Origin of the sequence: Chromobacterium alkanivorans (assembly GCF_016937655.1) — a bacterium.
In the GTDB taxonomy this organism is placed as follows: domain Bacteria; phylum Pseudomonadota; class Gammaproteobacteria; order Burkholderiales; family Chromobacteriaceae; genus Chromobacterium; species Chromobacterium alkanivorans.
This window is the reverse complement of the sequence record NZ_JAFHKL010000005.1, coordinates 264311-287455: the sequence shown is the minus strand read 5'-3', so window position 1 is coordinate 287455 and position 23145 is coordinate 264311. Positions and strand designations below refer to the sequence as shown.

Genomic DNA, 23145 nt, shown 5'->3' with positions numbered 1-23145 from the left:
CCTGAGCCAAGGCGCGCCGACGCAGGCAGTAAAAGTCGTACGACAAGGAGACGCAACGCGGGATCAGGGGTTTTGTTAGCGGGTCTAAGCGCCTACTCCGCCGGAGGCAGCCCGCGCTCGCTGTCCGGCATCTCGCCGCGGCCGCCGCGCGGACCGCGCGCGACCCGCCCGCCGCCGCGGGAAAGCGTCCGCGGCGAATCATAGGCCGAGGCCGGGCGCTCCAGCCTGGCCTCCAGCTCGCCGCCGCGCCAGGTCCACACCATCGCGTTCAAGCGATTGCGCGCCTGACGCGCGCGCCACGCGCCGCCGTCCTCGTCCACCGTCATCGTCTCCTCCTGATTGCAGCTGGCCACCAGGGTCCAGCTGCGCACCCGGTAGTCGCGCACTTGCAGCAGGCGGTAAGCCGGCGCGCACTCCGCATCGTCCGCGCGCAGCAACACCAACGCGTCCTTGCCAACCACGCGGGCGTCCACGATGCGCACCCGCTTCCATTGCGCGTCCAGCGGGGCCACCAGTTGCCTATCGTAGAATTTAAGCTCGAAGCGCCCGCCCAGAGAAGAGCGCAGCACTAGGTGATTGCCGGCCAGCGGCACGTCCTGATGCACGAAAGCCAGCGCCTCCTGCAAATCCAGCTGGCGTTTGAGCGTACCGTCGGCGGAGCGTTGTTGCGAACAAGCGGGCAAGGCCAGCAACAGCGGCACCAGCCAGGCAAAGCGGCGAATCCTCGTCATGCCAGCCCTTTCGCGGCATGGTTGCTGATCGTTCAATACTACCACCAATATTTCCAGCTCCCGCCCGCCCGTCGTCCCAAACCCGTCCCAAAGGCTCCACGCCCGCCCCATCTCCCCCTGCGCCCGGCGAACGCCGCGCTTGCCTAGCCCGCCGCGGGCCGGCAATAATGCGGCCGTGCTTGAGATTACAGGCACCGGGATTGAGAGCCCGTTCTGCAAAGATTCCCGGTTGTTCACCACAACCGGCGCCATTGCTACGCCCAATTTTCGGCGAGCCGTGGTGGGGAGGCCTTTACGGCCTGCCGGGTCCTTTGCGCCGGTCTCTCAACCCCGTCACGTGCTCGCCATCCCGACTGAGAGCGGGGCCGCGAGTAAGAACATCGCAAAGGAGTGTCGTTATGAAATGCAATCTCCCTCGCCGCCGCCGTTACCATCCCGACCCTCGGCCTCTGCCCTACCAGGCCTTGCCCTTCGCCGCCCTGCCCCCCGGCCAAGCCAGAGCGCACTGCTGGCACGTGCCGCCGCTTGCCGATCGCCGCCAAGCCTATCTGCTGGGACGGGAATACGCCGGCCACTACCTCGTTTTCCTGCAGGACAACCCAGGCAGCGCGGACCGTTTTCTGCTGGCGCGCATTGCCGAAGACGTCGACTTCAGCGCCCCCGGCGCGGCCAGCGCGTGCTGGGCCGGCTTCTTTCATCTGGTAGAGCAAGTGCTGACGCAGAGCATCGCGCCGCTGGACGTGTTCGACTACATCGACCGGCTCAACACCTACGAGGCTTCGCTGCAGCAGATCTTGCGTCAAACGCCGCCAGAAACTTAAGATATGCACAAAACAATACCGGCCGATTCTGCTGCGCCAGTTCGCACTGCAATAGTCCCGCTCCCCATGGAGGCAATCGCCATGACGATGACAATTCCGCAACAAGCCGCAGCTAAAACAAAGCCATCTCAGGCTAAATTTTCGCGGCGAGCGACAAATCCGCCAGCCGCCGGCTTAACATGGACAAACAATTCATTTTGCATAAGTCGACGCCGTGCGACGCGGCGGCGGCCAAAACCAAAGGCAGCTCTTTTATTTTGAGGATGATGAATATGCGCACTATATGCGTGGGCTTGTCCGCCTTGCTGGCGGCTCAACTCGCAGTGGCGGACCCGATACCGGCGGAAAACGGCTTCTCCGGCAGCATCGGCCTGGGCGTGGGCGGCAACCGCGTCAAATCCAACCTTTTCAAGGGGGATAAAAATCAAAGAACCAACAGCCTGAACAGCGCGCCGGAATCCCATAACGACTCCTTCGCGTTGCCGGTGCTGGACCTCAGCTACACCTTCGCCGCCAGCCGCACCCAGATCGTGTTCGACAGCCAGATCCACGACCCGCTGGGCATGGACGACACCCTGGAACTGGGCGTGCGCCAGCAAGTGGGCAACAACGGCATCGTCTCCGCCGGCCTGCTCTACGGCGGCCTCAGCAAAAACACCTGGACCGACCCCTACGCCGTGGGCGTGGACCGCGACGGCACCAAGCGCAAATCCACCGGCCTGTTGCTGGGCTGGGAAAACATCATGGGCACCGGCTTCAAGGCCCAGCTGACCCAGCGCAACATCAAGATAGACGACGAGCGCAGCGGCCAGAGCGTGGCCGGCCTCAGCGCGGCGGACCGCGCCACGCTGAACCGCAACGGCGACGCCACCTTGTTGAAAGCGGGCTATGAATGGGCGTTCGCCCCCAATCAAACGCTGACCCCCGGTTTGAGCTGGGGCAAAGACAAGCTGGACGGCGGCGCGATGAGCAACAAAAGCTACGGTCTGAGCCTGGACTACGCCTACAGCAGCGATCTCAACACCTTCAGCGCCGGCCTGCAATTCCGCAAACAGCGCTTCGACCAGGGCAACCCGCTGTTCAGCAATAAAAAAGCCGACAGCAACGCCTATGCCGTCGACCTCAACTACCTGCGCCATCAGCTGTTCGGCGAGAAAGCGCTGTCCGCCTTCGTCAGCGCCGCCTACGGCAAATCCAACGCCGACATCAGCTTCTACGACGCTGAAATCCGCTCGCTGGGCGTGGGGCTGATTTACTCGTTTTAAAAAGGCGCACCAAGCTCAGCCGTTTTTGAGTATGAATGGCTGCAATTAAAAAACCCGCTTCCGCGGGTTTTTTACATTGTATTTTCCGATAAACCTTACTGGATCATACGATACCAGCACCTGACTTATCGTTTGCTCTTGCAGTAAAAAGTAGACTCCCCGCCCACTTTATTAATTTCATACTCCCACTTCACAATATCAGGCGTAGCGCCATATATGCCGGCAACGCCCATGCTGCCATCTTTATGAATATTGATATGAGCATTGCTGCCATCAATGCCAAAAATCAAGCTAGCCCCATCAGACGCATAAGGTACATTATTTACAATAACCGGATCAATATCCAATGTAACAATGCAATTGGAGGAACTGCCAAACTGTCGGCTGGAGATAGCAAGATTGCCTATCCCCGGATTCTGGCTGGGGCCCACGCCTTCAGGCAAAAAAGTCCATTCTTTTTCAATCGAATACACCAACACGCCACCTAAATTCAGAGATCGCCCATCCGCGCTCACAAATCGAAATGTCGTTCTCAAAAAGCTAGAATTTGCTTGGGACTCCATTTGTTCATCCTTGTCAATAGAGTATAAGCCGTACCACACTCGCAACGCCGTCAGCTTTGCACCATGCAACCAAACCAACCTCTATTACACTCTAGACAAACGTTCCGTAGAAATCCCAAACACCTGAAAAAATGTCAGGATTTGTCAATCTTCAAGCACCTTAGCCAAGATTTTCCGCTTTGCTTGAATAGCAAATGACAACACCCTATCAAGGTCAGTATTAATATTTACATGACGCAACAGCAGGATGCCCATCGCTTTATTTTTCATTCAACACACCAAAAGCGTCATTGCATCTCAATAAAATGAAGCCCAACCATTCTCCAAATTATTTTTCACATTCATTAAGGTGGAAACAAAACCAGCGAGATCCAAATCAATCACCCCATCCTTTAGTGGAAAATTTGAACTCTAGCCCTCTCACCCTCAGGCTCACAATAAATCTCTGCCAACTACCTATCATTCTGAAATATTTCAAAAACAACATTATTTCTATCCGGCAGACTAGCTATTTGTACTAACAAATCATCGCTCATCTCAGAGATTCCAAGAGATCACTCAATCAACCCTATTCATTCTGCAGCATACTTGCATTCCACCTCTCATCAGCATGCTTTCACGACAAGCAGTCACCTCACAGCCTGCTCCAAGTACCCTTGTTTCTGCTGCTCAATTTGAGATAGAGCTACACCCCCCGTCATAAGACCCTGCTGCAGGCGAAGCAGCTATTGTCCAAGCTCATTAAAACGAGCACAACAACCCTAGTGACTAATCATTCCCCAAATTACCATAGCAATCTGGCAGCACATACCCTTCAGGCAGCTCCGGCCACTCCCCCATTTTAAGTATGGCTTCCGCATCATCAGCAATTGCATCAAACAAACTTGACAAGCCCATTGCGTAGCTCCTTAACCTTAACAAAGCCGATTGCATTGCCAATTCATCGTTAACACTTTTTGCACGAGAAAGCAGAGCAGCTCTAGACTGGCAAAGTGCCATATACTTCAATAGCAAATTTTCTAGTGACACCCTATAGTCAATCGACAAATCATCAACATCAACATCAACAGCACTAGAAGATTTTTCGTTAATAATTTCTAGAAAATTAATTTTCATTTCATCAAGAAAAGAATATGTTACCACCAATCACCCTATCAAATAGAAAATTCACTTCTGCGCAAATCCGAAGCTATTTGCTCCGCCACCTGTTCTACTTTCCGAATGGTGTAACACTCTTTGCTTCCGGAAGCTTTATTCACCAAAGGCGATCTTGATTAAAAAACAACCAAACTAACATGAATCCAGCTCAGGGTTACATTAGTTTTCGCCCAATATAAACCCCTAGCAGGACGGCCTTTACGCCCACAACAATTCGTTAAATTTAAAAAATCTCAAAATGCAGACCACTAACAATTAAATTAAATTTTTTAATATCAACAATCTCTCCTTGGAATTTTACATCCTCACTTTTCCGCAGAGTACCAATTATGCTTGCATCACACAAATAGCTGAACTCACTCCCGCCGAGGGCAGGAACCAAGGAGAAAAGTATTTTCTCAAGATCGGGATGCTGGATTTTTATAGCATTTTTCATAGAGAACGCGTCTTCCTTACTCTCTACCAAGTACCCAACCCCTGAGACCATAGCAAAACAGCAATTAATCTCAACATCTTTATCAAAGCCACTACTCAGAATAAAATTTTCCATTCATCTAACCATCAATGTGTGTAAACCACTTGGCCTGTAAATTTTTTCACAAAATCAATAACGGGAGTGAAATATTGCGTCCCCGTACCAGGATCTCTGATTGCAACCACTCGCTGGCCCTGCCTAGAAGTCACCCCATCCACTACAACAAAATGTCCACCGCCGGAGTCAAGCGAAACCCTTGCTATTACTGCATTACCTCTAGACGTTCCTGCTGCAATATCATTAACAGACTGTCCCACTGCCCACTTTGCTGAAGGCAACCCATTTTTTTGCAATGCACCAGTTAAGCCAATCACATCTGTACCTACACCAGGAATTAGATTAGCATCTTTTGCAATTTGCGTGATATTAACCCATTTCCCCGTGTCATTTAATATCATTGTACAAGAAGTTGGGCCACATGCCACATTGCCAATGTTTGACACATATCGCTGATCTATAACTATACGCGACCCAGCCCTTGACATTGAATTTGTTTCTGTTTGCAAGCTACCGGCCACATCTGTCGCCAAGCTCCCAGAACTTGCCCCATCGGAAGCGATTGCCTTAGGCCCCTTCAACCCTATCAACCAACCAAAATCACCAACCGCAAGTTTAACAACATCCAGAACCCCACCATAACGCATGGCTGCGTTACGTATTGCGCCTCCCGCCATGTCATTGGCGCATTCAACTGTACTACACGTCAATCTTGCCAACTGCAAGCTGTTTGCAACCTCAGTAACACACTGACTATCTGCCTTGCAAATTGAGGATACACTAGACATTGCATTATTCAATGCGGTATTGAATGCCTTTTGGTACTCTGGGCTAAAGTTATTTCGCCGATCACTTTCTTGAACCGCAGTTTTAATTAAGTCATTTTCACACAATGACTTAGCTGCACCTGATTTCCCTCCACACTGAGTTGCAAGCTTTCTTCCCAAAGCATCAATTTCTTTGGGCTTTAGTGTATTGTTCTCCACTTCATTCTTAGCCGTCTGTGCCCCTGCCAGCGCACCGGCACTATCACCGCCAGCCAACGAGCCAGCCAAACTACCCGCCATCGTCGTCAGCGCGGAAATGGTCTGTTTCTGGGACTCGTTGAGATCCTCGACTTTTTTCCCAGGATATAGCTGAGTTAACAACAATTCTGCCACGACGGGAGCCGTTGCGCCGCCCGCAGCCCCCGCTGCCGCGCTCTCTCCCTTCATCTGTGCCAGCGCCGCGCCCAGCAAGGCGTGCGCCATCACATTGGCTTCCTTATTGCCGTCGGTCATTTTCTTGACCACGCCGGCCAGGTAAGGCGCGGCGGCGCCGCTGATGGCGGCTTGCACATTGCCGCCGGCCAGGCCTTGCAGCGCGGCGGTGGCGGCTTGGGCAGCACGCTGGAAGTCACTGTTGGCACCCCATTTATCCTGTAGCGCCTTGTACTTTTCGCTCTTCGCGTACTCGGGATTGCGCCGAACCTTCTCGTTTTCCTCCATCATCATCTGAGTGGCGACGATCTGGGTGGCTTGCGCGCCGATCTGGCCGACCAGCTGCGCTTCCTGCAGGCGGTTGAGCTCCTTCTCCTTGTCGAAAATCGGGCTCAGGCCGTTGGCGGCGTGTTCGGCGTCGCGGCTCAGCTCTTTCAGATCTTGTTGCTGTTTGTCCTGGTCGCGGACCTTGATCGCGCCTTCGCTGACCGCGGCGTAGGTGGTGGATTCGGCATGGCCGCTGCTGTTGCCTCCACCCAGCACGCTGCTGGCGCCCTGGCTCATCAGCGTGCCTTTTAGCGTGTCGGTGATGTTGCCGCCGCTGCTGATGCCGAAGCTTTGGCTCTCCACCTTGAAATCCGCCTGGTTGTGCTGGTTGCTGAAGCCCAGCGTGCCGGTATCCATCGTGTTTTTATCCGCCTTGGCGGTGCTGGCGATCACCGCGCCGTCCAGCTGGGTGTGGCGGCCCACCTTGACGTCGAAACCGCCCTGGCCGGCGTAGAGGCCGGTTTGCTCCTGCACGCTGACGAAGTCGCTATTGGCCTTTTGACGGCTGATGCTGATGGAGGCGCTGCCGTTCATGCTGCCGAAGGTGAAGCTGGCGCCGGCAGAAGCGTTGCTCTGCTCGCTGTGGTAGCGGTCCTGATCTTGCAGACTCTGCAACGTCAGGTTCCGCCCTATGTCCGCCACCACGGTTTTGCCGCTGGCGCTGGCGCCGGTCAGGCTCGCGTCGCGGCGGCTTTGCAGGTTCAGGGTATCGCCGGCGCTGAGCACAGTTTCGTTCCAGCGACTGCCCTGGCCCTCTTCCTTGCCCCGGCCCTTGTTGGCGTTGGCGAAGATGGAGATGCCGGCCCCCTGGCCAACGCCGATGCTGAAACCGGCGTTCCAACCACTGCTCTTGTTGCCGCCGCTCTGAGAGTCTTCATTGCGGCCGGCTTGCAGTTGCAAATCCCGCGCGGCGTCCAGCGTCAGGTCCTTGCCGGCCTTGAGACGGCCGCCGGTAACGCTGATGTCGCCGTCCAGCGCCTGGCCCTGGGCGTCTTTGGCGCCGCTGCCGGTGGCGGTCAGGCTGAGATTGCCGCCGGCGGTGAGCTGGCTGCCCTGGCTCTGGCTCTGCTGGCGCTGGCTGTGGGATTGGCTTTGCTGGTTGCCCACGGACAAGCTGATGCCGACAAAGCTTTGTTCCGCCGCCGGTTTCATCGCTTCCTGCTGGTAGGCCTGATAAGCCTGGTAGCCTGACAGACCAGCCTGAACGCCTTGCAGCGCGGCCAGGCGGCCGCTGGCTTTTTTGCTGTCCTGCGCCTGCTGCACGGCGGTGTTGGCGGCGGCGCCCACCACGCCGGACAAGGCCACGGTGAGGCCGCTCTTGCTGGCTTCGTGCTTCTCGTCGCGCTGATAGCGGTTGGCTACGTCCTCCACGCGAATGTTCTGCGCTTGTACGTCGATGTCGCCGCCGGCAACCAGGTCGGAGCCCTTGATCAGCGCATTGCGGCCGGCGTCGATATTGACCTTGCCCAGCACGCTGCCCACCGTGCTATTGGTTTGGCTGACGCTGGTTTCGCCCACCTGATCGCGCTGTTTCTGACTGCCGATGGTGAAGCCGATGCCGCCGCTGCCCAACAAGCCGGATCGTTTGACGCTTTCGTCGTGCTGCTGGTATTGACGGTTTTCCGCTGTGGCGACGTTGACGTCGCGGCCGGCGCTCAGGTCCACGTCATGAGTGGCGGCCACGCTGCTGCCGGCCACGGTCAGGTCTTGTCCGGCTTGCAGGCTGATGCTTTCACCGGACAAGCTGCTGCCCTTCGCCAGCGTTTGCCGTTCATCGGTCTGGCTGAGGCTTTGCTTGCTGTTGGCCAGATTCTTGCGGGTGCTGGCGGCTTGCTCCTGGAAGCTGTGGCTTTCTTCCGCCGCGCCCACGCGGATATCCTGCGCGGCGCTGAGTTTGAGGTCGCCGTTGTCGCTGGCCAGTTCGCTGCCCTGCACAATGAGGTCCGTCTTGCGCGCCTGGATGGTGACGCCCTGCTGACCGCTGATTTGGCTGCCCTGCGCTTGCATGTCGCGAATGGCCTGCTGGCGCTGGCTGCGGGTCTGGCCGATGTGGTTGTTTTCGGAATCGTCGATTTCCACATGGCGTTCCGTCGCGCCGATGTCCACTTGCGTGCCGGACAACAGCACCTGGCCCTGATCGCTGGCGACTCGGCTACCTTGCACGCTCAGTTCCTGGCCGGCCACGGCGACCACGCCGGCTCCGCCGCTGAGCTGGCTGGCGATCAGCGTATCGGCCTGATAACGCGCTTCCACCCGGGAGCTGGCGCTGTCGGCGGTGAGCTTGGTGTTGTTGGTGGTTTTGTCCGCCTGCACCGTAAGCTTGTCGCCGGCGCTGACATTGAGCTGCCCCTTGGCCTGGGCGCTGGAGCCGCTCAGCGTCAGGTCCTTGCCCGCGCTCAAATTGAGCTTGCCGCCGGATTGCAGGCTGCTGCCCTGCGCGGTTTCCCATGTGCCGCTGACGGTGGCGACGCCGCTGCCGCCCACGTCGGCGCCCAGCGTGGCGTCGCGGTTGCCCATGCTGCCGGCGATCAGGTCCACGCTGCCTTCCTTGCGGCTGCGCGCGGTGCCCAAGGTCAAGTTGTTGCTGGCGCTGAGACTGAGCAGTTCGGTCGCGTCGATCTTGGCGCCTTTCAAGGCGATGTCCGCGCCGCTCAGGCTGATATCGCGCCCGCTGACGGCGGCCTGGCGGCCGGCGTTTTGCAGATCAGTGTCCAACATCAGGCTATCCGCCAGCAGCTTGACGGTGTCGGCCTGGATCAGCCCGCCGGTGTTGCGGATGACGTCGGCCTTGGCCACTAGGCTTTGGTCCGCCTGCAGCTTGCCGCTATTGCCCAGGCTGGCGGCGGACAGGCTGAGGTCTTTGCCGGCGATCACCGCGCCGTCGCCGGTGAGGCTCACGGTGTTGTGCGCCAGATAGACGGTGGGCACCAAGACGGTTTGAGGGCCGTTGGCGGTGTTGACGGTTTCGCTGACCATCCAGACGATGTCTTGCTGCAAAGCGGCAATCTGCGCCGGGGTCAGCGCCACGCCGGTGGTCAGCCGGAAGTCCTTGGCCACGTTGACGCCCTGGTTCATCAGCGTCTTGAATTGTTCGGTGGCGTCCTCTCCGCGCAGCGATGGACGGCCGGTCAGCGCCAAGATCTGGTCGCGCACCAGCTTTTGCTCGTAATAGCCGTCGCCCAGGCGCTTGTGCGCGCCCACCGGATCATAGTTCAACTGCTTCAGCATGTAGTCGCTGCTGATGAAGTTGTTGTACTGGGTGAAGCGGCTGTCGGTTTCGATCAGGTACTGAGCTGTGGGACTGGGGTTTTGCTGGAACAGCTGGTTGTTGGGCAGGCGGTCCAGCAAGCCGGGCTGAGCGGCGCTGCCCTTGAGCGAACCGGCTTTCGCGCCGGCCGCGGCGGAGGCAGCGGCCGCTGCCACGTCTTGCTTGTCCCAGCGCGCCTGCTCCGCTTCCGCGGCGGCCTTGGCCGCCTCGGCCACGCTGACCTGGGCCGGATTGACGGTGATGTTTTCTATGCTGGGCGCGCGCACGCTGACACCCTGGTGGCCGGCGATGGTGGCGTCTATGGTCTGCAGCGCCACCGTTTTGTCCTGGGTGTATGTGGGATACCAGTGCCGCGTATTGCGGTCGTAGTGGTCCGTGCCGGTTTCCTGGGTGCGCTCGTTGACGGAGTAGCCGCGGTTGATCACGCGCGCGTCGCCTCCGCCATTGCCCGCTCCGTTGATGGTGACGGCGCCGTTGGCGGCGATGCGGCTGGCGTCGTTCAGCAATTGCCCGCTGACGCTCACCGTCATATTGCCGCCGGCGCTCAGGCTGGCCACTTCGCCGACGGAGATCAGCTTGTCGCGGGTCTTGGTGCCGCTGGCGGAACGGTTGCGCAAGTTGAACTTGTTGCCGGGATCGACAAAATCCAGTTCCAGCGGGTTGAGGTGGACGGCCGGGTTCCATTGTTCGTTGCTGCCGGACCAGACCTCTCGCCATACCGTGTGCTCATAGGGACAGGCGGCGCCCTGGAAGCAGCTGTAACCTTGGTAGAAGGTCATGTCGTAGCCGCCGCTGTCGTTCTTCTTGATGGCGTTGTAATTGACCCAGCGTTCCTGTGTGCCCTGGAAGCGGACCAAGGCCTGCTTCTTCGCTTCGTTCACTTGCAGAATGGTGCCGTATCGCGTCTTGGCCGCTTCCGCGTCGTTGACCGGCAAGGACTTGGTCACCGCGGACCAATCCCAGCCGCCCACGCGCTCGAACACATCAAAGTAGTAGTTGTATTTGTACCAGCTGTATTTTTCGCTCTCGGCCTCGCGCTTGATGTCCACGTGGGTGCGCTGGTTGTTGAACCGGGCGGCGCTGATGGCAACGTCGCCTTCGGCCTCTATCGTGGTGGAGATGTTTTCGATCAAATCTCCGCTGCTCAGGCTCAGGGCGCCGCCGCTGTAGATGTAGCCGCTGTCGCGGTTGCTCAGGCGGGCGCCGGCGTTGAGGCTGAGGCTGCGGGTGGCGGCCAGCACCGCCTGGCCGCCGTGATTGTCGATGACGCCGCCGTTCACCGTGACGTCGCGGCCGCTGATCATGCCGCTATTGTCCAGCCCCCCGGCGCTCAGCGTCAGTTGTTCCGCGTCCAGCCGGCCCTGGTTGACCGCCTGGCCGGCGCTGTTGATGTCCAGGCGGCCGCTGGCGGCCAGCTTGGCGCCAGCGGCGTTGCTGAAACTGGCCGCCTGCAGACTGACGTTGCCGGCGCTGGCCCACTGGCTTTCGTTGCGCAGGCTGCCGCTGGTGCGGAAACTCAGAGACCCCTGGCTGGCCAGCGTCTCTCCGTCGCGGAAGACGTAGTCCTGCTGCAAATCCAGGCTGAGGCCGCTTTGTCCCACCATCTTGCCGCCCTGGTTGCCCAGTTGCCCGGCGGTCAGGCTCAGCGCCTGGCCGCTGTTCACCGCGCCGCCCTCGTTGTGGAGCCGGCTGGCGCTCAACTTCTGATTGCGATTGGAGATCAGCTTGCCCTGACGGTTGTCGATCTGGCCGCTCAGTTCCGCCTCCAGCGCGCCGGTGGTTTGGATCTGACCGTATTGGTTGTCGAAACTGGCCAGCCCCAAGCTGACGTCTCCCAGGCTCAGCAGGCTGCCGTAGCGGTTGCTCAGTTCGCCGGCCTTGAGCGCCAGCGCGCCTCGGCTGTTGAGCAAGCCGCCGGCGTTGTCCACGGCGGCGGCCTGCAGCGCAAGGCCCTGGTCCGCCACGATCTTGCCTTGCTTGTTGTCCAGCGCGTCGCTGACGGTCAGCCGCGCCGCGCCGCCGCTCTGCAGTTCGCCTTCCGCGTTATGCAACTGCGCCAACTGGTAGTTTGCGTCGCCGCCGCTGAGCAGCTTGCCTTGCTGGTTGCTCAGCAGACCGCTGTCCACTTTCAGGCCCTGGCCGCTGCTGATCTTGCCGCGCCGGTTGTCCAGTTCCCCTGCGCGCAAGCGCTGGCCTTGGTCAGCCACCAGCTTGCCGTCCTGATTGTCCAGCAGGCCGCTGGCGTCCAGCGTCAAGTCGCCCAAGGTCTGGATCTGACCCCCCTGGTTGCTGAGCGCGCCCAGGGTCAGCGTCAAGCCTTGCTGGCTGGCCGCCGCGCCGCCTTGATTGTCCATCTGGCCGGCGTTCACAGTGATGCGTTCGCCGCCCGCCAGCGTGCCTTGCCGATTGTTCAGCGCGCCGGCGTCCAAGCGCATCGCGCGCTGGGCGCTGATGTGTCCTTCCCGGTTGGCGATGTCCCCCTGGGTTCGCACGGCCAGCGCGCCGCCGCTTTGCAGCTTGCCGCCGCTATTGTCCAGCGCAGCCAGTTGGAAGTCGCCGTCGCCCAGGCTGACGATGCCCCCGCCCCGGTTTGCCAAGGCGCCGGCTCGCAGCGTCAGCGCTTGTCGGCTGCTGATTTCGCCGCCGTCGTTGTTGAGGCTCGCGGTCTCGATCTCCTGATCCCGGTTGCTCAACAGCTTGCCCGCGCCGTTGTCCAGCGCGCCGTCGGAGCGCAACGTCAACGCGCCTTCGCTCTCCACCTTGCCGCCGGCGTTGTCAATCTCGCCCGCTTGCAGGCCGACGGCCGCGCCGCCGTGGATGGAGCCGGCCTGATTGCTCAGCTTGCCCGTCGCCTTGATCGTCAGCGGTCCGCCACCGTCTATCCGCCCGGCCTGGCCATTGCCCAGTTGCGCCACTTCCAGCTTCAAGGCGGCGTCCGCCAGCAATGCGCCGCCGCGGTTGTCAAACGCTCCGCCCGTCTCCAGCGTTAAGGCGGCGGCGCTTTTCAGCGTGCCGCCGGCATTGTCCAGGCTGCCGACGTTCAGACTCAGGTCCCCATTGCTCCCCGTCAGGCCACCCTGATTGTTGAAGCCGCCGCGCACGGTCCATTCTTGCGCCGTGCCGCCCAGGGCCAGCAGTTTGCCGCCGCCGTTGTCCATCTGGCCAAGACTCAGCGCCAGGCTGTCGGCCTCGATGCGGCCGCCGCGGTTGTCCAGCAGTTGGCCGATGCGGAAGTCGCCGCTGCCCTGGCCTATCTGTTCCCAAACGCCGCCCAGGTTGTTGAGCGCGGCGGCGCTAGCCTGCCATTGGCCCGCTTGCAGCGTGGCCGAGTCGCTGTCGATCTGCCCGCCGGCCTGGACGATCAGCCGGCCGGTGTTCAAGCTGGCGCGGCTGAGCCCCAACCCGTCCGCCGCTTTCAAGGTGGCGCTGTCCTTGGCGCGCAGTTTGGCGTCGGCGGCCTTGATCGTCACCGCGTCCAGTTCCAGGCTGGAGCCGGCCAGCGCGTGGCCGCTCAGCTGCAGGCTGTCGCCGGCCTTCAGGCTCAGCGCGCCTGCCGCGCCCACTTGCCCCTTGTCGTCGCTGCCGGCGGCGAAGTCGCCGCTGGCGGCGATGCTGCGCGCCTTGACCCTTACTTCGCCGGCCGCCGCCATGGTGCCGCTCTGGCGCAAGGCGGCGTCGCCGTCCAAGGCCAACTTGCCGCGGCTGTAGCTGGCGCCGCCGTGTTCGATGTCGCCGGCGGCGTGGTACTGGATGTCGCCGCCGTTCTGGCGGCCGCTCAGGGTCAGCTGGCCGGCGCTGTCCAGCCGCAGCTGCTCGTCGCCGCTCAGCTGCCCGCTGCTGCGCACGCCTACGCCGACTTCGGTGGCCAACAGGCGGATTTTGCCGGCGTACATGCCGCCCAGTTGCGCCACGTCGATGGCGAAGCCGGGCCGGCCGGCGCCGGCCGCCGCCAAAGCCTGGACGTTTTGATGGTCGGCGCTGACGCGGTTGCGGCCGGCGCTGACGCGCAGATTTTGCGCCCAGATGCCGGCCTGCACTTCCACCGCGCGCGCCATCAGATCCGCGTATTCGGTGCTGCCGGCCTGCATGCCGGCGCCTTCAATGCGGATGGCGCCGCTTTCCACCCGGTAGCCGGCCAGGCTGCCGTCCGGGTTCAGCTCAGGGCGTCCGGTGGTCAAGGTCATGCGCCCGGCGTTGATGGTGCCGCAGCCGTCGCAGAGAATGCCGGAAGGGTTGGCCACGATGACCTGCGCGCGGCCGCCGGCCACTTCCAGGAAGCCGCGCAGCTGGCTGGGGTTGGCGCTGTTGACCTCGTTGAGGATCACCCGCGCCGGCGCGCCGGGACTGAGATTGGGATTGCCCTGTATCCAGCCGCCCAGCTGGGTTTGCACGCTGGTGGCGCTGTTGTTGAGAATGGCCCCGCCTTTGTCGACGTCGAACTGGCTGTACTGATTGCGGGACACCCCGGCGGCGCTGGGCGCCTGGATGTTCACCTGCGGCAGGCCGTTGGCGGTGCCGATCACGCCGGGACGCTGCGCCGCCGGCGCGTTCGGGTCCGCCGCGATGCCAGCGGCCAACGCGCCGCCTGCGAACGCGCACCAGCTTGCCCAGACGATGCCGCGCAAGGTCACGGCCAAGCGCCGGCTTGCCGCCGCCGGCGCGGCGGAACGGCCGCCGCCCGCGCCCAGCGGCTTGACGATCTCGGCGACGGCCATGATCAGGCCCCGCGCGCGGTTGAAAATCAGACGGTAACAAAGACGGTTCATGGCCAAAACTCTCGACAAGAGCGAGGCCGCCAACGCGAGGCGTTGCCGCCGGCCCCAAATTCAAAAATCAAAATTGCAGGTTCAGACTGAAGCCCGACGCGGCGCCGGTCTGGAAACCGGCGGGTTTCTGGATGGGCCAGCCGGTGAACATATCGTAGGACAGGCGCTTGAACAGGCTGCCGCGCATGCCGACCGCGCCGCCGGCCAGTTGCCGGCCTATCAACTGCGCGCTGGCGGCGCCGCTGACGCGGCCCAGGTCCAGCGCCAGATACAGTTCCTGGCCGCTGGGACCCATCGCCCAGGACAGCTCGTTGCGCCACAGCCAGCCGCGCTCGCTGGACAGGCTCAGGTCGCCGTCGAAACCGCGCACGGTGTAACGGCCGCCAATGGCGAACCGGTCTTGCGGCGCCAGCGCGCCCTTGCTCCACTGGCCTCGCCATTGGCTGTTGAGCCGCAGCTTTTGCGCGCCGATTTGCAGCGGCTGGTTGTAGCTCAGGTCCGCGGTCACGATGCTGGGCCGGGAGCTTCCGTTGCCGGTTTCTTCTTCCGGCGCGGGCAAGGCGCCCAGCATGCCGGTGCCGCGCCGCCAGTTGAGACCGGCGTCCAGCGTGGCGTCGCCCAGATAAGAACGCTGGTTCAGTCCCAGTTCCCAGCCTGCGGTCTGCCGGTGCTGCAGGCGGATTTCCGTGTCTTCGACGAAGTTGCGCGATTTGCGCTGGTAGGCTCGCAGGCTGAGCGTGGTCTTGTGCGCCTGGCTGCGATACACCACCCGCGACAGACTGAGCTGGCTGTTCTCGCTGTCGCCGCGGTACAGATATTTTTCGTTGGCGCCGGCGATGGTCTGGTGGTAACGGTAATCGTTGAGGCTCAAGCCCAGCTGCCAGTAACCCAGGGGCAGCGAGTAATGCAGCGAACGGCTTTTCGAGCCCAACGGGTCGTGCTGGAACAGGTCCTTGCCCTGGCTGTAATAGAACAGGTCGTTGACGGTGAGTAGATTGTCCAGCGACAGCGTGGCGCTGCCCTGATAACGGCCGGTGGCGTCGCTGCCGCCGTCGTCCAGGCTCAAGGACAGCCGGATGGGCAAGGCCTCTTTCCAGGCGATCACCAGATCGCTTTCGCCGTCGGCCCCGGCCGGCTCGATCTGGATGTCGGCGTCCGCCGTCGGCACCCGTTTGAAGTTTTCCAGCGCCTGTTCGATGTCGCGCAGATTGAGCACGTCGCCCGGACGTGCCGGCAAGGCGTTGGACCAGCGCGCGCGCCATGACGACGGATCGGCGAAGCGGATGGCGTGGATGCGGCCGGGAACCAGCGTCAGGGTCAGCACGCCCGGTTTCAGATCCTGCGGCTTGACCAGCACCCGGGTGGTGACGTAGCCCTGTGCGATCAGGGCGTTCTGCACCCGCTTCATCGCCAGGTTGACCCCTTGCGCGCCTAGGCAACGGCCGGGGGCGTCGGCGGCGGCCAGCGCCCAGCGGAAACGCTCGGCCAGTTCCCCGGCCAAGCGCAGTTCATGGATGGCGAAGCACGGCGCTTCGCTGGCCGGATAGTCCGCCTGCGCATCGGCCTGGCGCGGCAGACGCACGTCGGGCGCCGCCGGCTGCGCCTGCTCTTGCAAGGCCCGCTCGCGCTCTTGTTGCAGAATCAGTTGCTGATTGGGAGACGGCAACTCCGCCGGCAGCTTGGACCAGGCCGGCGCGGCCAGGCAAAACGCGCTTAGCGACGCGAGAATGGCCCCGGCTGGCCGTTTTAACAGGAAGGCCACCGGTTCTAATTTAAAGTGCGACACTTACGAATGCTAGTTTTCTTGAAAACGGGCGATTCTATGACAAACGCCGCCTCTCCCCATCCGTATAACTACGTAACCCACGGGTGTGAATCTTCACACCAAATCGTTTGAAACATTTTGTTTTTATTAGGAATAAATGACCGACACCATTCCACCCCCTCATCCTTCCTTCTTTCCCGCCCGCTTGTCCGCAACGCATCCATCATGAAAATCTAAAATTCCGCTGAGGGCCGAGAAACCCCGGAACCAGGGCAAGCCGCCGCCGGTCTTTTTTACATCTCGCCCCTTGCCACCGCTCCAGCCGCGTATAATTGCGATGGTATTTTCCGGAGCCTCGTCCATGTCTTTGCCATTCCGCCTTGCGCCCGCGCTTTTGGGTTTCGCCTGCGCCGCCGGCCTTGCCGCCGGCGTCACCACTTTCAGCCCCCAGGGCGAAGTCAAAGAAGTGCAGCAGGTGCGCGCCACCTTCAACAGCAGCATGATTCCGCTGGGCAATAGCGCCGCGCCGGCTCCGTTCGCCTGGAGTTGCGGTTTGAAGGCCAAGGGCCACTGGGTGGACGACAAGACCTGGGTGCTGGACGTGTCGGAAACCCCGGCTGCCAACACCGACTGCCGCTTCACGGCCAAGCCCGGCCTCAAGGATCTACAGGGCAAGGCCGTGGACACTGGCTTGAGTTTCCGCTTCTACACCGGCGCGCCGGTGGTGGTGGAGCGCTGGCCGCGCAACGGCCGCATCGAGGAAGACCAGGCCTTCGTGCTGCAATTCAACGGCGCCGGCGTGCCGGCCTCGTCCCTGTATTGCCAATCCTCCAGCTTGCCGGAACGCATCCCGGTCCAGCCCTTGCCGGCCGGCGAGCGCGCGGCCCTGCTCAAGCATCTGAAGTTGGAATCGCAATCCGCCAAGGTGCTGACCTTGCGATGCGGCCAACGGCTGGCGCCGGACAGCAAGCTCACCCTGGTGCACCAGCGCGGCGCGGCCGCGCCGGACCGGCTCAATTACCAGGTGCGGCCGCCGTTCACCGCCAATATGAGCTGCCTGCGCGAGAACGCAAAAGGCGCGTGCATCCCGTTCAAGCCCATCACCCTCAATTTCAGTTCGCCGGTGCCGGAAAAACTGGCGATGGCGATACGCCTGAGCGGCGCCGGCGCCGAGCGCGCGCCGCAGGCGGAGGCGCGCGGCAAGGGCGAGCCGGTGGACAGCGTCAGCTTCGCACCGCCGTTCCCGCCCTTGGAAACGCTGACGCTGAAGTTGCCCAAGGACTTTGGCGACGAAGTGGGCCGCCCGCTGGTCAACGCCGAGCGCTTCCCGCTGGCCATCAAGCTGGCCGACTATCCGCCCTTGGCCAAATTCGCCGCCGCGCCGTTCGGCATCATCGAATCCGGCGCGGACGCGGCGCTGCCCATCACCCTGCGCGGGGTGGAGGGCGACCTCAATATCAAATCGGTGCAATTGGGCGGTCAGGCGCTGCGGCTGAACAAGGACCAGGACATGATGGCCTGGCTGGCCAAGGTGCTGCGCTATCACGAAAGCGCGCTGCCCGCCGGCAAGGACAAGACCATAGAAAGCCGGCGGCTGTCGCTGCTGGCCAAGGAAAAGGCCGCCCAGCCGCTGAAGCTGCCCAGCCAGCCTGACAAGCAGGGCAAATGGCCGTTCGAAGTGGTGGGCATCCCGCTGCCCAAACCCGGCCTCTACGTGGTGGAAGTGTCGTCCCGGCTGCTGGGCAAATCGCTGCTGGCCAGCACCAAGCCCATGTATGTGCGCACCGCCGCGCTGGTCACCAATATGGCGGTGCACTTCAAGAGCTCCAAGGAAAACGCCGCGGTGTGGGTGACCACATTGGACAAGGGCAAGCCGGTGCCGGCCGCCCGCGTCAACATCTACGATTGCAAGGGCAACGCGCTGTGGTCCGGCAAGACCGACGCCAAGGGCGTGGCCGCGGTCAAGTCCGTGCTGCCGGCCGGCAACTGCGACAACGAGGAACTGTCCGGCCTGTTCATCACCGCCGCCGCCAAGGACGCCAACGGCAACGACGACGTGTCCTTCGTCCGTTCCAGCTGGAACCGCGGCATCGAATCCTGGCGCTTCCCCTTCCCCACCCAGTGGAGCGACAGCCCCAATATCCTGGCCCACACCATCCTGGACCGCGCGCTGTTCCGCGCCGGCGAAACCGTGTCGATGAAGCATTTGCTGCGCACCCAGGTCAGCCGCGGCCTGGCCCAGCTCAAGCCCGGCCAGCTGCCGCAGCAACTGCGCATCGTCCACGACGGCAGCGGAGACGAAATCAGCCTGCCGCTGAGCTGGCGCAACGGCCGCTACGCGGAAAGCAGCTACGCGCTGCCCAAGGAAGCCAAGCTGGGCGAGTACACACTGTACCTGGAGCGCAAGGGCGCGCGCGGCCCGGACGACAAGGACAAGCCGTCCAGCCCGGAGCTGGACGGTTACTCGCTGCACAGCGGCAGTTTCCGGGTGGAGGAATTCCGCCTGCCCACCATGACCGGCCGCGTCTCCACGGTGAAGAACGCCGGCATTGCGCCCAAACAGCTGCCGCTCAACGTATCCCTGTCCTGGGGCAACGGCGGCCCGGCCAAGGGCTGGCCGGTGGAAGTCAGCGCCATGCTGGCCGACGCCTACCAACGCATCAAGGGCTATGAGTCTTACAGCTTCTCGCCGCCGCAGCGTCAGCGCGACCAGGCCGAATCCTCGCTGGACGGCAAAGTGCTGCTGGACAAGGCCGCGCTGCAACTGGACGCCAACGGCAACGGCAAGACCACGCTGGACAAGCTGCCCAAGCTGGATCGCCGCTACGACCTGGTCACCGAGGCCGCCTACCGCGACCCCAACGGCGAAGTGCAAACCCTGACCCGCCGCATTCCCTTATGGCCGGCCGGCCTGCAAGTGGGCATCAATGTGGACAGCTGGATCACCGCCGGCCGCGCGTTGCAGCTCAAGGCCGTGGTGCTGGACACCGCCGGCAAGCCGCTGGCCGGCAAGAACGTCAAGATCAGCCTGCGCGAACACCGCTACCTGTCCAGCCGCAAGCGGCTGGTGGGCGGCTTCTACGCCTGGGACCACAACGAAGAGACCGACGACAAGGGCAAGGTGTGCAGCGGCAGCACCGACGGCCGCGGCCTGATGTTCTGCGAAGTCAATCTCAAGGACGCCGGCGACATGGAGCTGATCGCCGAAGCCGCGGACGACAACGGCAATCTGGCGCAAAGCGCGCAATCGGTGTGGGTCAGCAAGCACGACGAATTGTGGTTCGACGTGGACAACAACGATCGCATCGACATCCTGCCGGAAAAAATCAGCTACGCGCCCGGCGAAACCGCCCGCCTCCAGGTTCGCATGCCCTTCCGCAAAGCCACCGCCTGGCTGGCGATTGAACGCGAAGGCGTGATCGAAACCCGGGTGGTGGAGCTGGAAGGCAAGAACCCGGTGATCGAACTCAAGATCGAGCCGGGCTGGACACCCAACGTCTACGTCTCGGTGCTGGCGGTGCGCGGCCGCGTGCGCGAAGTGCCGTGGTACTCCTTCTTCACCTGGGGCTGGAAAACCCCGAGCGAATGGTGGGACGCCTACTGGAACGAAGGCGGCGATTACACCCCGCCCACCAGCATGGTGGACCTGTCGCGGCCGGCCTTCAAATACGGCATCGCCGAAATCCAGGTGGGCGACGCCGCCAAGCGGCTGGACGTCACCGTGAGCCCGGCGCGCAAGAGCTACGGCATCCGCGAAACCGCCGAAGTGGCCATCCAGGTCAAGCTGCCCGGCGGCAAGCCGGCGCCGGCCGGCACTGAGGTGGCCTTCGCCGCGGTGGACGAAGCTCTGCTGGAACTGCAGCCCAACCGCAGCTGGGAACTGATGCAGGCGATGTACCAGCGCCACAGCTACGGCGTGGAAACCGCCACCGCCCAGCTGGAAGTGGTGGGCAAGCGCCATTACGGCCGCAAATCGCTGCCGCCGGGCGGCGGCGGCGGCAAGGCGCCCACCCGCGAACTGCTGGACACCCTGCTGCTGTGGCAGCCGCGCGTGGTGCTGGACGCCAACGGCAGCGCCCGCGTCAAAGTGCCGATCAACGACGCGCTGACCCGCTTCCGCCTGGTGGCGGTGGCCGACGTCGGCAATGATCTGTTCGGCACCGGCGAAGCCGGCTTCAACGTCACCCAGGACTTGCAGCTGAGTTCCGGCATCCCGCCACTGGCGCGCGAAGGCGACCAGTTCAGCGCCGGCGTCACCGTGCGCAACGGCGGCGACAAGCCGCTCAAGGTCAAGGTCCAGGCCGGCGCGCCCGGCTTGCCGGACTTGCCGCCGCAGGAGATCAGCCTGCCGGTGGGCGAGGCGCGGTTGTTGAGCTGGCCGGTGACGGTGCCCAACGACGTCAAGGAATTGAAATGGAGCTTCAGCGCCCAGCAAGTGGACGGCAAGGCCGCCGACAAGCTGGCGGTGCGCCAGGAAATCGAGCCGGCTGTGCCCGTCACCGTGGAGCAGGCCACGCTGCAACGCGTGGCGCCGGAACTGAGCATCCCCGTCGCCTTGCCGCCGGGCGCCCTGCCCGGCCGCGGCGGCATCCGCGTCAGCCTGCAGGCCAAGCTGGGCAATGAACTGCCCGGCGTGCGCCGCTGGTTCCAGGACTACCCCTATGTCTGCCTGGAACAGCGCAGCTCGGTGGCCCTGGGCCTGGCCGACGCCAAGCGCTGGGATCAGCTGATGAGCGAACTGCCGCTGTATCTGGACGGCAGCGGCCTCGCCGCCTACTTCCCGCTGGCCGAAGGCGCGCCGGACCGCGGCAGCGACATCCTCAGCAGCTACCTGCTGGCCGCCGCCCACGAAGCCGGCGTCGCCATTCCGGAAGCCCAGCGCGCGCGGCTGCTGGACGGCCTGACCGCCTTCGTCGAGGGCCGGCTCAAGCGCGACCTGCCGCTGGGCCGCCAGGACGCCGACGCCCGCCGCCTGAGCGCGATGGAAGCGCTGGCGCGCTACGGCCGCTTCCGTCCGGCCATGCTGGACGTGCTGGACCTCAATCCGCAGAAAATGAGCACCGCCATGCTGGTGGACTGGCTGGCATTGCTTAACCGCGCCGCCGACGTTCCACAGCGCGCCGCGCGGCTGAGCGAGGCCGAAAACCTGCTGCGCGCGCGCCTCACCTACCAGGGCACGCGCATGGGCTTCAGCACCGAGGCCAGCGACAACGCCTGGTGGCTGATGGGCAGCGCCGACGTCAACGCCGCCAAGCTGTTGCTGACGGTGCGCAAGCTGCCGGGCTGGCAGGCGGACATGCCGCGCCTGCTCACCGGCCTGCTGGGGCGTCAGCAAAAAGGCCATTGGGGCACCACCACCTCCAATCTGTGGGGCAGCCTGGCCGTTGCGCAATTCTCGCGCCAGTTCGAAACCGCGCCGGTCAGCGGCCAGACCAGCGCCGCGCTGGGCGGCGCCAAGCTGAACCTGGCCTGGCCGCAGGAAGGCGTCAAGCAGTTGGGCCTGCTGCCCTGGAGCGCCGGCGGTGGCAGCCTGCAGCTCAAGCACGCCGGCGGCGGCGCGCCGTGGGCCACGGTCCAGGCCGAGGCCGCCATCGCGCTCAAGGCCCCGCGCTACGCCGGCTACAGCATCAAGAAAACGCTGAGCCCAGTCAGCCAGAAAACCAGCGGCCAGTACCAGCCCGGCGACGTGATCAAGGTCACGCTGGAGATCCAGGCGCAAAGCGATATGACCTGGGTGGTGGTCAACGACCCGATCCCGGCCGGCGCCACCATCCTGGGTTCCGGCCTGGGCCGGGATTCGGCGATCAACGCCAAGGCGGACAACGACGGCGACCCCGCCGACTACGTGGAGCGCCGTTTCTCCGGCTACCGCGCCTACTACAGCTACGTACCGCGCGGCGGCCTGAAAACCAGCTACACCATGCGCCTGAACAACCCCGGAGCCTTCAAGCTGCCGCCGACGCGGGTGGAAGCGCTGTACGCGCCGGACGTGTTCGGGATGTTGCCCAACCCGGTGTTCAAGGTTGGGAAAGGGGAAAACTAAGCCTGCGCCCCCTCTTTGGCCGATATCTAAAGAGGGGGCGCAGCAAGCGGGCAATGCCTCATGCCCGCGCGTCGACAACTTTCGTTCAAGACAAGGTCGCCGCCTTCGGCAACCGCCGCTTATGGAATGACGATGGACACGCTAAGCACGCGCGTTCCCAGCCTTTCTCCAAAGGAGCCGTCGGACTTGGGGCGGCCGTAGAGATGGAGCGTGATGCGGAAATCTTCTCGACCAGAGTCCGTCACATCATGAGTCCAGTAAAAAAACGATGCTTTTTCAACATGGAGCCGCGTCATATTGATTTCGGAACTGGCGGCATCCTGCTCGGGCAGCAACTGCCCTCTTTTGCAGAGGCATGGAGCGGTGATCGAAGTGGCTGCTTGTCCGCCGAGGTGGTCAACGGCATAAGGGATGACGCCCATCCCCTGACTTGGAGAGGCGCTCGCGCCATACCAGCGTATCGTATTCCCCACCCTGGCATCGGGCAGAGACAATAGGAGCAGACCATTCTGTAAACGCTCCTCGACTAGGGTATGACTGGAAAAAACCCGTACCGCGCCTTCATTGACTGCTGCGGGCGAATCCTCCCGCAGACCCAAGACGTTTTGCGGCACGTCCGGTTGCAGCGCCAGGGTCAAGTCGATAACCGGATTCATAATTCATCCTTACAATAGGTGAAGTGCCGGCAAGCTGAACAGTTTGCCGGC

The 23145-nt window shown here is 62.5% G+C and carries 12 protein-coding genes; 3 read left to right on the top strand and 9 right to left on the bottom strand.

Going from position 1 to position 23145, the window contains the following annotated elements; all coding sequences use genetic code 11:
• Window positions 1-92: 92 nt before the first annotated feature.
• Window positions 93-731: a hypothetical protein gene (locus JW897_RS11295; RefSeq protein WP_205466143.1), complete on the bottom strand. Its 639-nt coding sequence runs from the start codon at window positions 729-731 to the stop codon at window positions 93-95.
• A gap of 398 nt (window positions 732-1129) precedes the next feature.
• Between JW897_RS11295 and JW897_RS11290 the strand changes: the two genes are divergently transcribed.
• Window positions 1130-1552: a hypothetical protein gene (locus tag JW897_RS11290; RefSeq protein WP_205466141.1), complete on the top strand. Its 423-nt coding sequence runs from the start codon at window positions 1130-1132 to the stop codon at window positions 1550-1552.
• 272 nt (window positions 1553-1824) lie between these two features.
• Complete coding sequence (locus JW897_RS11285; protein WP_205466139.1) at window positions 1825-2817, top strand: DUF2860 family protein; 993 nt, start codon at window positions 1825-1827, stop codon at window positions 2815-2817.
• Window positions 2818-2942: 125 nt separating this feature from the next.
• On the opposite strand, the gene JW897_RS11280 is transcribed toward JW897_RS11285, so the two are convergent.
• The 7 genes from JW897_RS11280 to JW897_RS11255 form a co-directional block, all read right to left on the bottom strand.
• Window positions 2943-3380, bottom strand: coding sequence for a hypothetical protein (locus JW897_RS11280; RefSeq protein ID WP_205466137.1), 438 nt, complete (start codon window positions 3378-3380; stop codon window positions 2943-2945).
• Window positions 3381-3524: 144 nt separating this feature from the next.
• On the bottom strand, window positions 3525-3650 hold the full coding sequence (locus tag JW897_RS24525; RefSeq protein ID WP_275899865.1) for a hypothetical protein: 126 nt from the start codon (window positions 3648-3650) through the stop codon (window positions 3525-3527).
• Between the two features lie 498 nt (window positions 3651-4148).
• Window positions 4149-4523 carry a hypothetical protein gene (locus JW897_RS11275; RefSeq protein WP_205466136.1) on the bottom strand — a complete coding sequence of 125 codons (375 nt, stop codon included), beginning with the start codon at window positions 4521-4523 and terminating at the stop codon, window positions 4149-4151.
• A gap of 238 nt (window positions 4524-4761) precedes the next feature.
• Complete coding sequence (locus JW897_RS11270; RefSeq protein ID WP_205466134.1) at window positions 4762-5088, bottom strand: hypothetical protein; 327 nt, start codon at window positions 5086-5088, stop codon at window positions 4762-4764.
• 11 nt (window positions 5089-5099) lie between these two features.
• Complete coding sequence (locus JW897_RS11265; protein WP_205466132.1) at window positions 5100-14630, bottom strand: hemagglutinin repeat-containing protein; 9531 nt, start codon at window positions 14628-14630, stop codon at window positions 5100-5102.
• 67 nt (window positions 14631-14697) lie between these two features.
• A complete protein-coding gene (locus JW897_RS11260; RefSeq protein ID WP_205466131.1) occupies window positions 14698-16416 on the bottom strand; it encodes a ShlB/FhaC/HecB family hemolysin secretion/activation protein in 1719 nt (572 codons plus the stop codon).
• 159 nt (window positions 16417-16575) lie between these two features.
• The gene (locus JW897_RS11255) at window positions 16576-16758 is read right to left on the bottom strand and encodes a hypothetical protein (protein WP_156187923.1); all 183 of its coding nucleotides are present in this window, start codon (window positions 16756-16758) and stop codon (window positions 16576-16578) included.
• Between JW897_RS11255 and JW897_RS11250 the strand changes: the two genes are divergently transcribed.
• On the top strand, window positions 16757-22438 hold the full coding sequence (locus tag JW897_RS11250) for an alpha-2-macroglobulin family protein (RefSeq protein ID WP_240352167.1): 5682 nt from the start codon (window positions 16757-16759) through the stop codon (window positions 22436-22438). The genes JW897_RS11255 and JW897_RS11250 overlap by 2 nt on opposite strands.
• Before the next feature lie 119 nt (window positions 22439-22557).
• Here the strand turns inward: JW897_RS11250 and JW897_RS11245 are convergent, their stop codons facing one another.
• Complete coding sequence (locus JW897_RS11245) at window positions 22558-23094, bottom strand: AidA/PixA family protein (RefSeq protein ID WP_048415200.1); 537 nt, start codon at window positions 23092-23094, stop codon at window positions 22558-22560.
• Between the last annotated feature and the right edge of the window lie 51 nt (window positions 23095-23145).

Bases quoted from the DNA above. Each gene is read 5' to 3' on its own strand.
- JW897_RS11255 (WP_156187923.1), bottom strand. From the start codon at position 16,758: ATGGACGAGGCTCCGGAAAATACCATCGCAATTATACGCGGCTGGAGC.
- JW897_RS11295 (WP_205466143.1), bottom strand. From the start codon at position 731: ATGACGAGGATTCGCCGCTTTGCCTGGCTGGTGCCGCTGTTGCTGGCC.
- JW897_RS24525 (WP_275899865.1), bottom strand. From the start codon at position 3,650: ATGAAAAATAAAGCGATGGGCATCCTGCTGTTGCGTCATGTAAATATT.
- JW897_RS11245 (WP_048415200.1), bottom strand. From the start codon at position 23,094: ATGAATCCGGTTATCGACTTGACCCTGGCGCTGCAACCGGACGTGCCG.
- JW897_RS11285 (WP_205466139.1), top strand. From the start codon at position 1,825: ATGCGCACTATATGCGTGGGCTTGTCCGCCTTGCTGGCGGCTCAACTC.
- JW897_RS11290 (WP_205466141.1), top strand. From the start codon at position 1,130: ATGAAATGCAATCTCCCTCGCCGCCGCCGTTACCATCCCGACCCTCGG.
- JW897_RS11280 (WP_205466137.1), bottom strand. From the start codon at position 3,380: ATGGAGTCCCAAGCAAATTCTAGCTTTTTGAGAACGACATTTCGATTT.
- JW897_RS11265 (WP_205466132.1), bottom strand. From the start codon at position 14,630: ATGAACCGTCTTTGTTACCGTCTGATTTTCAACCGCGCGCGGGGCCTG.
- JW897_RS11250 (WP_240352167.1), top strand. From the start codon at position 16,757: ATGTCTTTGCCATTCCGCCTTGCGCCCGCGCTTTTGGGTTTCGCCTGC.
- JW897_RS11270 (WP_205466134.1), bottom strand. From the start codon at position 5,088: ATGGAAAATTTTATTCTGAGTAGTGGCTTTGATAAAGATGTTGAGATT.